The 12454-nt window shown below is 61.0% G+C and carries 13 protein-coding genes; 10 read left to right on the forward strand and 3 right to left on the reverse strand.

Annotated features, from left to right (window positions below; all coding sequences use genetic code 11):
* Positions 1–74: 74 nt before the first annotated feature.
* From ABJO61_RS08170 to ABJO61_RS08190, 5 genes are all read left to right on the forward strand, one after another.
* Entirely contained in the window at positions 75–245 is a 171-nt protein-coding gene (locus tag ABJO61_RS08170) for a hypothetical protein (RefSeq protein ID WP_348329227.1), read from the forward strand.
* A gap of 156 nt (positions 246–401) precedes the next feature.
* Entirely contained in the window at positions 402–1058 is a 657-nt protein-coding gene (locus tag ABJO61_RS08175) for a TetR/AcrR family transcriptional regulator (RefSeq protein WP_348329224.1), read from the forward strand.
* On the forward strand, positions 1055–2074 hold the full coding sequence (locus tag ABJO61_RS08180; RefSeq protein ID WP_348330952.1) for a fatty acid desaturase family protein: 1020 nt from the start codon (positions 1055–1057) through the stop codon (positions 2072–2074). Before ABJO61_RS08175 ends, ABJO61_RS08180 begins: the two co-directional genes overlap by 4 nt.
* 106 nt (positions 2075–2180) lie before the next feature.
* Positions 2181–3248: a phosphotransferase gene (locus tag ABJO61_RS08185; protein WP_348329218.1), complete on the forward strand. Its 1068-nt coding sequence runs from the start codon at positions 2181–2183 to the stop codon at positions 3246–3248.
* A gap of 157 nt (positions 3249–3405) precedes the next feature.
* Positions 3406–5394 carry a PAS domain S-box protein gene (locus ABJO61_RS08190; protein WP_348329215.1) on the forward strand — a complete coding sequence of 663 codons (1989 nt, stop codon included), beginning with the start codon at positions 3406–3408 and terminating at the stop codon, positions 5392–5394.
* Positions 5395–5396: 2 nt separating this feature from the next.
* Here the strand turns inward: ABJO61_RS08190 and ABJO61_RS08195 are convergent, their stop codons facing one another.
* The 3 genes from ABJO61_RS08195 to ABJO61_RS08205 all read right to left on the reverse strand — a co-directional run bounded on the left by ABJO61_RS08195 (position 5397) and on the right by ABJO61_RS08205 (position 8016).
* A complete protein-coding gene (locus ABJO61_RS08195; RefSeq protein ID WP_348329212.1) occupies positions 5397–6056 on the reverse strand; it encodes a glutathione S-transferase family protein in 660 nt (219 codons plus the stop codon).
* Positions 6057–6176: 120 nt separating this feature from the next.
* On the reverse strand, positions 6177–7415 hold the full coding sequence (locus tag ABJO61_RS08200; protein WP_348329209.1) for an acyl-CoA dehydrogenase family protein: 1239 nt from the start codon (positions 7413–7415) through the stop codon (positions 6177–6179).
* A gap of 145 nt (positions 7416–7560) precedes the next feature.
* A complete protein-coding gene (locus ABJO61_RS08205; RefSeq protein WP_348329206.1) occupies positions 7561–8016 on the reverse strand; it encodes a nucleoside deaminase in 456 nt (151 codons plus the stop codon).
* Positions 8017–8177: 161 nt separating this feature from the next.
* Between ABJO61_RS08205 and ABJO61_RS08210 the strand changes: the two genes are divergently transcribed.
* The 5 genes from ABJO61_RS08210 to ABJO61_RS08230 all read left to right on the forward strand — a co-directional run bounded on the left by ABJO61_RS08210 (position 8178) and on the right by ABJO61_RS08230 (position 12336).
* Positions 8178–9179 carry a pseudouridine synthase gene (locus tag ABJO61_RS08210; protein ID WP_348329203.1) on the forward strand — a complete coding sequence of 334 codons (1002 nt, stop codon included), beginning with the start codon at positions 8178–8180 and terminating at the stop codon, positions 9177–9179.
* Positions 9154–9720, forward strand: coding sequence for a 16S rRNA (guanine(966)-N(2))-methyltransferase RsmD (rsmD, locus tag ABJO61_RS08215; protein ID WP_348329200.1), 567 nt, complete (start codon positions 9154–9156; stop codon positions 9718–9720). The genes ABJO61_RS08210 and rsmD overlap by 26 nt, the downstream gene beginning before the upstream one ends.
* Before the next feature lie 31 nt (positions 9721–9751).
* A complete protein-coding gene (locus ABJO61_RS08220) occupies positions 9752–10612 on the forward strand; it encodes a TIGR01459 family HAD-type hydrolase (RefSeq protein WP_348329197.1) in 861 nt (286 codons plus the stop codon).
* 114 nt (positions 10613–10726) lie between these two features.
* Positions 10727–11677, forward strand: a complete 951-nt coding sequence (locus ABJO61_RS08225; protein WP_348329194.1) for a bifunctional riboflavin kinase/FAD synthetase — start codon at positions 10727–10729, stop codon at positions 11675–11677.
* Positions 11674–12336, forward strand: coding sequence for a methyltransferase (locus tag ABJO61_RS08230; RefSeq protein WP_348329192.1), 663 nt, complete (start codon positions 11674–11676; stop codon positions 12334–12336). Before ABJO61_RS08225 ends, ABJO61_RS08230 begins: the two co-directional genes overlap by 4 nt.
* Positions 12337–12454 lie beyond the last annotated feature (118 nt).

Below are 12454 nucleotides of genomic sequence, written 5' to 3' on the forward strand. Positions count from 1 at the left end.
GTTCGGGGTGCTTGATTTTCGCACCTGCAATGTTACATATGCTGCAACGCAACATTCTCCGTAAGGAGGCTAGAATGAACAAGATTTTCAAACAGTGGCTCCACAACGCCGCGCTCGCCGCCGAGGCTTTTACGGGTCAGGCACATTGGTATGAGATCGCGGGTGAGCCCGCTGCCGTGCCGGTGCGTACAGCCCGAAAGGCGCCCCGCGATGCGGATTTCGGCGCGCTTCGCGCCGCCGACTGATCAGAGCGAGAATGCTCGAAAGCCCGGTTTTCTGCACTCTTTTACGTGAGTTCAGGACCGGGCTTTTCCATATGCTGCGCCTTCCCCTTCCTTACTCACTTGACCGATCGGCCTGAACCATGGTTCATTCCTTGAGAATGAACGGGGGTTCACTTCTTGGCTTACCGGCAAACAGACAAAGTGGCGGCCCGTCTCGCCGAAACGCGGCGCAGCATTCTCGATGCGGCGCGGGACCTCGTTGCCGAGGGCGGTTTTGCTGCCGTACAGATGACGGAAGTCGCGAAAAAAGCGGGTGTCGCCACCGGCACGCTCTACCGCTATTTCTCGTCAAAGGAAGCGCTCTGCCGTCAGGTCTTTCGCGAAGTATCGACACGCGAGATGGGCATGCTTGCCGAAATTGCCTCCGGCGATGAAACGGCGCACGAACGGCTCGTGAAGGTGCTGCGCACCTTCGCCGGGCGCGCTGTGCGTGGACGCAGGCTCGCTTATGCGCTGCTCGCCGAGCCAGTCGATGTGAACCTTGCGGAGGAGCGGAGCTTCTTCCGGCGCACACATGCCGAAATTTTCGCGGGCATTCTCGAAGACGGAATTGAAAACGGCGAACTGCGGAAACTCGACGCCCGCATTGCAGCCGCCTGTATCGCCGGCGCGATCCCTACAGCGCTCATCGGGCCGCTGGCGCCGCAAAGCCATGAACTCGAGAATAATCCCGACCGCGTTGTCGAAGAGATTGTGAAGTTCTGCCTTGCAGGTGCAGGCGTCGCGGCCCCCGAGCCAAAAGAAAAAGCCAAAGAACGGAGAACAACAGCATGAGCATACTGGCAAAGGATCTCCTGACCTCGGGCCAGCTGGCACTCGTGCGCAAGCGCTCCGACTTCCGCGGCACATGGCTCGTATTCCATGCCTGGGCGGTCATCTTCGGCACGATGGCGCTCTTTGTCGCTTTTCCCAATCCCGTCACCTATATCGTTGCGGTGATGGTGATCGGTGCGCGTCAGCTTGGCCTCGCGATCCTCATGCATGATGGAGCGCATGGCATTCTCACAGAAAGCCAGAAACTCAATTCCTTCCTGAGTCAGTGGTTCTGCGCCTATCCGATGATGGCGGAAACAGGGGCCTATCGCCGCTATCACCTGAAGCATCATGCAAACACGCAGCAGCCGGAGGATCCCGATCTCATCCTCTCCGCGCCCTTCCCGATCACGCGCAAAAGCTTCAAGCGCAAGATGGTGCGCGACATTACCGGACAGACCGGCTACCAGCAGCGCAAGGCGCAAATTCTGAACGCGCTCGGCAAGTCCGAATGGCCCTTCGGGCAACGCCTGAAAAATTACCGGGCCAAGCTCGGTCGCGCGACGCTGGCGCAACTGGCCGTCTTCGGTGTGCTCGCGGCGAGCGGCCACTGGTATCTCTATTTCATTCTATGGCTTGTTCCCTTCCTCACCTGGCATCAGGCGATCACGCGCATCCGCAACATCGCCGAACACGCGATGGTACCGGATAATGACGACCCCTTCCGCCATGCCCGCACGACCAAGGCAAACCTGATGGAGCGCGCGCTGATCGCACCCTACTGGGTGAACTATCACGTCGAACATCATCTGATGATGTGGGTTCCTTGCTACAACCTGCCGATGGCGCGCCGTTTTCTCATCGCGAACGGGTATGGCGAGCGGATAGAAACAAAGGCCGGCTATGCCGAGGTACTTCGCATGGCCACCTCACGTCCCGACACGGACGACAAGCCCGGCTCGGTGATCCACAACGCGCGACGGCGTGTTTCGGGCGTTACCTCCGAAGGGTTCGAGGAAAACCAGGGCGCGGCCTGAACCATCCTCTTGACCAAGGCTTCCCTTGCGTCCGATCCGGCTGTCTTTGCCGGTCGCTGAGCGCGTGCTAAGTCTCCCCAACAAGAATTTATCCGGGGAGAGGAAGATGTCAGAGGCCGCGCAAGCCGATCAGGAAACGACGCCCATCCGCGAGGCGCATCGCTTCGACGAAAAGCGGTTGGAAGCCTATTGCCGGGCGAATGTGGAGGGCTTCGGCGGAGAGCTTGAGGTTCGTCAGTTCGAGGGCGGCCAGTCGAACCCTACCTTCCTGCTCATCACCACAGGCCCCGGCGGCGGCAAGCGCTACGTGGTGCGCAAAAAGCCTCCCGGGCAGTTGCTCGCGAGCGCGCATCAGGTCGATCGCGAATACCGGGTCATGAAGGCGCTTGCCGAGACGGACGTGCCTGTTCCTCACATGTACGCGCTGTGCGAGGACGAAAGCGTCATTGGCACTTCATTCTATGTGATGGAATATCTAGAAGGCCGCGTCTTCCGCGAATCCGTCATGCCGGAAGAAAGCGAGGCAGAACGCCGCGCTGTCTATGCCAGTCTCGCCGAGAACCTCGCAAAGCTGCACAAGGTCGACTACCAGAAAGTAGGCTTGGGCGACTTCGGAAGGCCCGGCAACTATTTCGAGCGGCAGATCGGGCGCTGGATCAAACAGTATCGCGGCGCCCAGACTACCGATGTGCCCGCAATGGAAAAGCTCATCGACTATCTGCCAAAGCACATTCCCGACGAGCCCTCAGTGACCATCGCTCACGGCGATTACCGCCTCGGCAATACGATGTTCCACGCCACAGAGCCGCGCATGATCGCGGTGCTTGACTGGGAACTCTGCACCATTGGCCACCCGCTTGCCGACGTCGCCTATGCCTGCATGTACGACCTTCTTGGCGTCGCCGGTGGCGCAGAGCAGATCGATCGGACGAAGACGCCGGGCGTGCCGACGGAAGAAGAATTCGTCGCCGACTACTGCCGTCATGCGGGCCGTGACGGCATTCCAGACTGGAACTTCTACCTTGCCTTTTCAATGTTCCGTCTCGCTTCCATCAGTCAAGGCGTCTACAAGCGCGGCATTGACGGAAATGCAAGCTCCGAACGAGCCAAAACGCTCGGAGACGCATGCAGAAATCTGTCGGAACATGCATGGCAGATTATACAGCGGAGCTGACACCCCGCCTGTTTCCGGGAGAAACATGACTAACATCCCGTAAACGGCCTAACAGCTTTCAAGAGAACGTTAAACAAATCTCCCTACCATTCTGGATATTACGGATAGCATTTCGTTCGCCGTGGCGGCTTCGGAGTGCGGGAAGTGGGGAGCAGTTATGGGCCGTCCCTTCGACATGGGACCGCAGGCAGAGGAAAATGCACCGTGTACGGATAGTACACGTGCGGCCGATGGAGAACGGTTTTATCGCGCTCTCGTCGAAAATGCCGGTGACATTCTCACCATTCTCGATTCCAGTGGCTCCATTACCTATCAGAGCCAGGCCGCACGCAAGGTTCTCGGCGCCCCGGGGGAAACGGTGATCGGCCGTCGCATCGTCGATCTCGTCCACCCGGATGATCGCAAGCGGTTGGAACGGAAAATCGAGGAATGTGCCCGCGTTCCCGGCGCGGAAGTACTGGAAGTCATCCGGCTTTCTCATGCGAACGGGAGCTGGCGACGCCTCGAAACCCGGGGCCGCAACCTGCTTGGCGATCCGAATGTTGCGGGTATTCTCTGTGTTTCCCGCGATGTCACCGAAACCTACCGTTTGGAACATCAATTGCGCGAAGCCGAGCAGCTCGCACGCTTCGGCCATTGGCGCTGGGTGAAAGGCGAGCCTGCGCCTCAATGGTCAAGGGGAGTGGCCCGCATTCTCGGCCTCGATGAAGAGAAGTTGCCCGCCGGCGGCGACTGGTACGAGCATCTGGTTCACCCCGAAGACCATAGTGAACTCCTCTCGAAATTTCTCGACGCGTTTGAAACGCACGAGCCGGTCAACTGCGTCACGCGGTTCCGTGCTGGAGACGGGTGTTACCGCTACATCAAGACCTATGCCTATGCGGAGGCGGACGCGTTCAGCGAAATCGGTGCGCTGGTGGGTCTCGCGGAAGACGTCCATGAGGAAGTCGAAGCGGAGTTGGCGGTAAAAGCGAGTGAGGCAAAATATCGCCTTCTCACCGAGCAAGCCTCGGACGTTGTTGCACATTACGACGCCGAGTCCCGCGTCATGTTCATTTCCCCCGCGGTCGGGCCCATTCTCGGTCGCACACCGGAAGAATTCGTCGGCAAGCCCATTTCCGAGGAGCTTATTCACCCCGACGATTTTCACCGCGCTCGCAGCGCTTTCGTTCAATGTGCGCTCAAGGGTGAGCAGGTGCAATTCGATTACCGCTTCCTGCACAGCGACGGACACTATGTCTGGCTTGAGTCGACAATGCGCGGTGCGCTCAATTCAGACGGGGTGCGCACCGCTGAAGTGATTGGCGTCACTCGCGACATCAGCGAGCGCAAGCGGCATGAAATCGAGCTGCTGGAGGCTCGCGAACGTGCCGAATCCGCGAACAGAACCAAGTCTCGCTTCCTCGCCAATATGAGCCATGAACTGCGAACGCCGCTTAATGCCATTATCGGCTTTTCGGATATTCTCAAGATGGAAATGTTCGGAGCGCTCGGCCATGAGCGCTATTCGGAATATGCACAGCTCATCAATGAGAGCGGCGCACTCTTGCTGGATCTCATCAGCGACATTCTCGACATGTCGAAAATCGAAGCCGGCAAGTACGAGCTTCATCCCGAAGCGCTCGACCTTTCGACCCTTATCGAATCCTGCGTGCGCATTGTGCGCGGCAAGGCGGAAGAGAACGGTGTGCAGGTCGTGCGCTCAATAGAATGCAGAGACGGAGCAAAGATCGTAGCTGACGAGCGCGCGCTCAAGCAGATCATCCTGAACCTTCTCTCGAACTCGGTGAAGTTCACGCCCTCTGGCGGATGCATTTCCGTCAAGGTGATCGAAGCCGATTGCGGTATCCGTTTGACCGTGGCCGATACCGGGCGCGGCATCCCGAAGGACCAGATTGCACGGCTCGGACAACCTTTTGAGCAGATTGCGACAGATGCAGCGCTCAGCAAACAGGGAACGGGCCTGGGTCTCGCGCTTGTACGCTCCCTTGCCGAACTGCATGGCGGACGGATGGTGATCGAAAGCGAATTCGGCGAGGGTACGCTCGTCACGGTCACACTGCCGGAAGTCCCCTATTGCGAAGTGCCCGCCTGGCCTGTGGCCGAAGGCACCGACCCCTTGCCGGACGCAACCGCCGCCGGCTGAGGTCAGCCGGCCATCATGCGGCGAAGCGCGCTATCGAGTTCAGCCAGCACCTTTGCTGCGGCAGGCTCTTTCGCTATTCCCTTGTAGTAAGCTTCCGCCTTCGGGTAGTCGCCCAGCGGATTGACGTGACCGAACATCGGTCCGATCTGATCGAAGAAGAAGAGAATGGGCACAAGTTCGCAATCGGCGAGCGTCAGGCTGTTCCCGACAGCATGCTCGCCGCCTGTGAGATAGGCTTCGAGCCAGCCCATCGCCTTCTGAAGTTCCGCCATTTCGCGAGCGACCAGCTTTGCGTCCCGGCCTGCCGGATTGATCTGGCTGAAGAGCTCGCCCATCGGCTCCATGACGTAGAGATCGCCGATCCGGCAAAGCGCCCGCATGCGGGCAATCGAAGCGGCATCCTTCGGCCGAAGCGAAACGCCGAGCCCCTTGTCTTCGAGATATTCGCAGATCGTTTCCGATTCCGGCACGATCACATCACCATCGACGAGCAGCGGCACCTTGTGCATGGGTGCAAGGCGGCTGAATTCCTCTTCGAGGTCCGGGTCCGGCATGTCGAGAAACTCGACTTCGAGGTCCTTGGCGTAAACCGCCATTCGGCAGCGCGACGCAAAAGGCGAGAGCTGCGAGCTGTACATCTTCATGCCGGTCTTGATGCCCATGGGCTATTTCCCGTTCAGCTTTCCGTCGTAGCGAAACGGCCGGTCCCAGAAGGAACCGGCCGCCATTTTCTTCATGTCACGCGCGGGCACATGCACCGCAAATGACGAAACGCTTCACGATCACTCGGCCGCCGCGCGAAGCTGTTCCTTGTGCTTCTTGAACTCGAGCTTCGCAATGGTGCGGGCATGGACTTCGTCCGGTCCATCCGCAAGACGAAGCGTCCGCATGCCGGAATACATCCGGGCGAGGCCGAAATCGGAGGTCACACCGCCGCCGCCATGCGCCTGGATCGCGTCGTCGATGATCCTGAGGGCCACATTCGGCGCTGCCACCTTGATCATCGCGATTTCCGCACGGGCGACCTTGTTGCCTACCGTGTCCATCATATAAGCGGCCTTGAGCGTCAGCAGGCGCGCCATTTCGATGTCGATACGGGCGCGCGCAACACGCTCTTCCCAGACCGAGTGATCGGCAATCTTCTTGCCAAACGCCTCACGTGTGAGAAGGCGCTTCACCATGGCCTCCAATGCGCGCTCGGCCACACCGATGGTGCGCATGCAGTGATGGATGCGGCCAGGCCCAAGGCGGCCCTGGCTGATTTCGAAGCCACGGCCTTCGCCGAGCAGCAGGTTTTCGGCCGGGACGCGGACATTCTCGAGAATGACTTCGGCATGGCCATGCGGGGCATCGTCATAGCCGAAGACCGGGAGCATACGGACGACCTTCACGCCCGGCGCATCGAGCGGCACGAGAATCTGCGACTGCTGACGGTAGGTATCGGCCTTCGGATCGGTCTTGCCCATCACGATCGCAATCTTGCAACGCGGATCGCCAACGCCCGACGACCACCACTTGCGGCCGTTGATCACGTATTCGTCCCCATCGCGTTCGATGCGGGTCGCAATGTTCGTGGCATCGGAGGAGGCAACCTCCGGTTCGGTCATGAGGAAGGCCGAACGCATTTTGCCTTCGAGCAACGGCTCCAGATATTCCTTTTTCTGGCGTTCATTGCCGTAGCGCTCGATCACTTCCATGTTGCCGGTGTCGGGGGCGGAGCAATTGAAGACTTCCGATGCCCAGCCGACGCGGCCCATGACTTCGCAAAGCGACGCATATTCGAGGTTGGTCAGGCCGCCGCCACGCTCGGATTCCGGCAGGAAGAGATTCCACAGCCCGGCGTCCTTCGCCTTGGGCTTCAGGTCTTCCAGAATCTGCGGCACCTGCCAGGGGTTGCCTGCCGCGCGGAAGGCTTCCATCTGGTCGTTATAGGTCTTTTCGTTCGGATAGATGTGCTCATCCATGAACCGCTCGAGACGAGCAAGCAGTTCCTTGGTTTTTTCATTGTGGTCGAAATTCATCGATCTCCCCTTCGTATTTTTATGGGCCGGGACCGTAGCCCCGTCGCAATGTCGAATGCGGGCACTCTAACGGGTCGAGGAGAGCAAATCACGTGGAAAGCCACGCCGGATCGAGGGTCTTTTCACACCCTCTCTGGTATGCGGATCAGTCTCGCCGCAGTGCGAAAAAACGGCGCAGAAGCTCCGCGGCGTGGCTCTCGCCAAACCCTCCATAAACTTCGGGCCGGTGGTGACAGGTCGTCTGCGCGAAAATGCGGGGTCCGTGGTCCACGCCCCCGCCCTTCTCGTCGGGCGCCCCGTAATAGAGGCGTCTGAGCCTCGCAAACGAGATCGCTCCCGCACACATCGGGCAAGGCTCCAGCGTCACATAGAGATCGCAGCCAATCAGCCGTTCCGTTCCCAGCGTCGCGCAGGCCTCCCGGATCGCGAGAAGTTCGGCATGAGCCGTCGGATCTTTCAGTTCGAGGGTCCGGTTCCCCGCCCGCGCGACGATCCGCCCTTCCCCATCCGCGACGACCGCGCCGACCGGCACCTCGCCGCGTGCGGCGGCCGCTTCGGCCTCCTCGAAAGCCAGGTCCATCGGACGCCGTTCGGGGCGCATTCGGGGGCATGCCCGGGGGGGTGTGGGGGTGTCGGGTCCGGCGGTCATGGGCGCGACCGTGCCGTGTGGCCGCTTTCTTGGCAAGCGCCAGCTTCCATCTCATGTGGTTCGCACATCCTGCCACCTTCCTGTATGGCGGGGCTCCTGCTAAAGAGAGGCCCATGACACCCCGCTCAGACACCCCTCCCTCCGCGCCCGAAGGCGACCGTATCGCGAAAGTCATCGCGCGGGCGGGCATATGCTCGCGCCGCGAGGCGGAAAAGCTCATCGAGGAGGGCCGCGTCACGGTAGATGGCAAGGTGCTGAAAAGCCCGGCTCTCAACGTCACGGGCCGCGAAACCATCATCGTGGATGGCAAGGTGCTGCCCTCCAAGGAGCCGACAAGGCTGTGGCGCTACCACAAACCGGCCGGTCTTGTGACCACAGCGAAAGATCCGGAGGGCCGAACAACCGTTTTCGAGAAACTGCCGGACGAGATTCCCCGCGTCGTTTCGGTGGGGCGCCTCGACATCAACACCGAGGGGCTGCTGCTTCTCACCAATGACGGCGAACTCGCCCGGCTGCTCGAACTTCCCTCCACCGGCTGGACCCGGCGCTACCGTGTGCGCGCCTGGGGCCGCATCACACAGGCGGACCTCGACAAGCTGAAAAACGGAATCACCGTCGAAGGTGTGCGCTATGGCCCCATCGAAGCCGTCATCGACAAGGTGCAGGGATCGAATGTCTGGCTGACCCTCGGCCTCAAGGAAGGCAAGAATCGCGAAGTGAAGCGCGTGCTTGCCGAGCTTGGATTGAGCGTGAACCGGCTGATCCGGCTTTCCTTCGGACCGTTCCAGATTGGCGACCTTGAGCCCGGCGACATCAAGCTGGTGCCGCAGCGGGTGCTGATGGATCAGCTTGGCGCTCATGCCGGGCAGTTCGCACAACCAGAGACCCGCCCCGCCCGGGCACCGGCACCGGCCGGAAAGCCCGATCATCCTGGCAAAGGGGCCGGCAGGCCGAAGAGCAAGGCGCCGCGCCCGCACCGCGCCGGCACTGTGGACAAGAAGGCTCCGACGAGAAAAGGGCCGCAAAAAAAGAGTTCAGAGAACAAGAGCCCCGAAAACAAGAAACCGGACAACCGGAGAAAGGCGCCCCATGCGGATCGTCGGCGGCGCTCTTAGAGGCCGCGCCATCACAGCGCCGAAAGGCGACATCGTACGGCCGACCAGCGACCGGACGCGCGAAGCCCTGTTCAATATTCTCGCCCATGCCGATTTCGGCAGTTTCGAGCTTGAAGGGGCGCGTGTGCTCGACCTCTTTGCCGGCACCGGCGCACTCGGCATCGAAGCGATTTCGCGTGGTGCCGCCTTCGCGCTCTTCGTCGAGGACAATGCCGAAAGCCGCGGGGCGATCCGCGAGAACCTCGAATATCTCGGGCTCAACGGCAACGCGAAAATCTACAGGCGCGATGCAACGCGGCTCGGCCCCCGCCCCGGCAGCGTCGGCCCGGCCTTCTCGCTCGTCTTCGCCGATCCGCCCTATGGCAAGGGGTTTGGCGGCGCGGCGCTTCTCTCCGCGCGCGAGGGCGGCTGGCTCGCGCCCGATGCCCTGTGCATCGTGGAAGAAACCGCGATGGCCGATTTCGAAGCGCCGGAAGGTTTCGAGGAACTCGACCGCAGGCGCTACCGCGACACCGAAGTCGTTTTCATGCGGCTCGCGTGAGTTTCGCTCTCCAGCATCGAGGAATGTTACCTTGCTCCTGATACCCGGCCTTTCCGCCATTGCCGACAAATACGACGCGCTGCTCTGCGATGTCTGGGGTGTGCTGCATAACGGGAAGCGCGCCTATCCGGGCGTACCGGAAGCGCTGGCGAATTTCCGCGCCAAGGGCGGGCACGTGCTGCTGCTTTCCAACGCGCCGCGCCCTTCGGATGCGCTGCCCGCCATGTTCGAGAGCTTCGGCATTCCGCATGACGTCTATGACGGCATCCTGACCTCGGGCGATGCGACGCGGCTCTGCCTTTCCAGCCATGAATACGGGACAAGCTGCTACCATATTGGCCCGGACCGCGACCTTGCCCTTTTCGAGGGCACGGGTGTCGACCGCGTTGCGGAAGAGGAAGCGGATGTCATTCTCGTCACTGGCCCCTTCGACGACGAGGTAGAAGGACCGGAAGACTACCGCGAACAGTTCGGACGGCTCGTCGCGCGCGGCCTGCCGCTCATCTGCGCCAATCCCGACATCGTTGTCGAACGCGGCGAGCGCCACATCTATTGCGCGGGCGCGCTTGCGAAACTCTATGGCGAGCTTGGCGGCCGGGTCATCTATTTCGGCAAGCCGCACGGGCCGGTCTATGACATCGCGCGCCAGCGGCTCGCCGGGTTCGCGGGCAAGCCCGTCCCCGATGCGCGCATCCTCGCGGCGGGCGACGGCCCTCTCACCGATATCAAGGGCGCAAACGACGCCGGCATAGACGCCCTTTTCATCACCGGCGGCATCGCCGCGGCGGATTGCGGCCCCTCACCCGAGGCCCCCGAAGAAGATCGCATCGCCCTTGTGCTCGAACGGGCGGGCATCCGGGCCGTCGGCGCCATGCCCCGTCTCGTCTGGTAGGCCGTCCCGGGAACGCAGGGGCTGCGGCCCCTTTCCGGCCCCATACTTGACGCTGCCGGGCCGATCCGCCATGACCTTGAACCAAATCCAACCCCCGGAGCACCGCCCTCACCCATGCAGATCATCCGTCATTACGAGCAGGTACCGCCCGGTCTTCGGGGCGCGGTCTATGCGCTCGGCAATTTCGACGGTGTGCATCTCGGCCACCAGCAGGTCATCGGCAAGGCGGCCGGCATCGCAAGGGAGCTTGGCGCACCGCTCGGCGTTCTCGTCTTCGAGCCGCATCCGCAGCAGTTCTTCTTTCCCGACAAGCCCTTTTTCCGGCTGACCCCGTTTCGCGCCAAGGCGCGGCTGCTCGAAAATATCGGTGTCGACGTGCTGGCGGCGCTCCCTTTCGATGAGAAGATGTCGCAAAAGCTCGCCCCCGAATTTGTGCTCGACGTTCTGGTGAACGGGCTTCACGCCATTCATGTGGTCGCAGGTTATGATTTCCGCTTCGGCAAGGGGCGGGGCGGCGATGCGGCAGCGCTTTCCTATATGAGCGAGATGGAAGGCTTTGGCGTCAGCATCGTCGAAGAAGTTAAGGAGGATGGCGTGACTTTTTCCTCAACCCGCATTCGTGAGCTTCTCGCAAATGGCGATCCACGCGGCGCGGCAAAACTTCTCGGCCATTGGTGGACCGTCGAAACCCATGTCCAGCAAGGCGACCAGCGCGGCCGCACCATCGGTTTCCCGACCGCGAACCTGCCGCTGGAAGATCATGTCCAGCCAGCCCTCGGCGTATATGCCGTAAAGATCGAGATAGAGGACGGGGCTCATAAAGGAACTTATGAAGGGGTCGCGAATGTTGGCCGGCGGCCCACTTTCGACAAGGAAGACGTCCTTCTCGAAGTTCATATTTTCGACTTCGACGCCGACATCTATGGCGCGCATGCCGCTGTCTCCTTCATCGAATACATCCGGCCGGAGCAGAAATTCGACGGGTTGGACAGCCTCAAGGCGCAGATTGCAAAAGACAGCGAAAAGGCGCGGCAGATACTCACGGACCTGCCATCCGGCGCATGACATCCCCCCTTCGCGATCCAGCCGATTTCATCCGTGGCAATACGGCGCTGCACGAGCCGCCGCTTATCCCTGAAATCAGCCTCCACCTCGCCACCGAGATTGTGCCTATATGGCAAATGACGGAGGAGGAGCTTGAGAAATCGGGCCTCCCGCCCCCTTTCTGGGCCTTTGCCTGGGCAGGCGGGCAAGCTCTCGCACGGCATATCCTCGACAACCCCTCCGTCACCAGCGGCAAAAGCGTGCTCGATTTCGGCTCGGGTTCAGGCCTTATCGGCATTGCTGCGGCCAAATCTGGCGGAACCCCTGTCCTCTGCGCCGATATTGACGGCTTTGCCGTTGCGGCAATCAAGATTAACGCCGCCTCTAATGGCGTCGCAGTTGAAGTGACTGCGGAAGATCTTGTCGGGGTGGAAAACCGGGGCTGGGATGTGATCCTTGTTGGTGACATGTGTTACGAGCGCCCGCTGGCTGAGCGGATCGAGGCCTGGTTGCGCCGTCTCGCAGGTGAAGGCGTCGAAGTGCTGATCGGCGATCCCGGCCGAACCTATCTGCCGAAATCGGGCCTTGAGAAGATCGTCTCCTATGCGGTGAAGACCACGCGGGAGCTTGAGGACACCGATGTCCGCAATACCAGCGTCTGGCGGGTGCTGCCCATCTGAGCTGTTCAATCCCGCTCAGGCGACAAGGCGTCCGTGCACATCGCCTTGCGGCTTTAGGCTTTGCCAGCCTTCCCGTCCGGTGCTAATTCCAAAACAGAACTTATTGCAGCAGCAGCGT

Source organism: Parvibaculum sp., assembly GCF_039973015.1.
Lineage (GTDB): Bacteria > Pseudomonadota > Alphaproteobacteria > Parvibaculales > Parvibaculaceae > Parvibaculum.

What these genes read in the sequence shown, in the direction of transcription:
- ABJO61_RS08205 (WP_348329206.1), bottom strand. Translation starts at nt 8,016, where the DNA reads ATGCGCCCCGAACGGCGTCCGATGGACCTGGCTTTCGAGGAGGCCGAA.
- ABJO61_RS08180 (WP_348330952.1), top strand. Translation starts at nt 1,055, where the DNA reads ATGAGCATACTGGCAAAGGATCTCCTGACCTCGGGCCAGCTGGCACTC.
- rsmD (WP_348329200.1), top strand. Translation starts at nt 9,154, where the DNA reads ATGCGGATCGTCGGCGGCGCTCTTAGAGGCCGCGCCATCACAGCGCCG.
- ABJO61_RS08225 (WP_348329194.1), top strand. Translation starts at nt 10,727, where the DNA reads ATGCAGATCATCCGTCATTACGAGCAGGTACCGCCCGGTCTTCGGGGC.
- ABJO61_RS08190 (WP_348329215.1), top strand. Translation starts at nt 3,406, where the DNA reads ATGGGCCGTCCCTTCGACATGGGACCGCAGGCAGAGGAAAATGCACCG.
- ABJO61_RS08230 (WP_348329192.1), top strand. Translation starts at nt 11,674, where the DNA reads ATGACATCCCCCCTTCGCGATCCAGCCGATTTCATCCGTGGCAATACG.
- ABJO61_RS08185 (WP_348329218.1), top strand. Translation starts at nt 2,181, where the DNA reads ATGTCAGAGGCCGCGCAAGCCGATCAGGAAACGACGCCCATCCGCGAG.
- ABJO61_RS08195 (WP_348329212.1), bottom strand. Translation starts at nt 6,056, where the DNA reads ATGGGCATCAAGACCGGCATGAAGATGTACAGCTCGCAGCTCTCGCCT.
- ABJO61_RS08210 (WP_348329203.1), top strand. Translation starts at nt 8,178, where the DNA reads ATGACACCCCGCTCAGACACCCCTCCCTCCGCGCCCGAAGGCGACCGT.
- ABJO61_RS08200 (WP_348329209.1), bottom strand. Translation starts at nt 7,415, where the DNA reads ATGAATTTCGACCACAATGAAAAAACCAAGGAACTGCTTGCTCGTCTC.
- ABJO61_RS08170 (WP_348329227.1), top strand. Translation starts at nt 75, where the DNA reads ATGAACAAGATTTTCAAACAGTGGCTCCACAACGCCGCGCTCGCCGCC.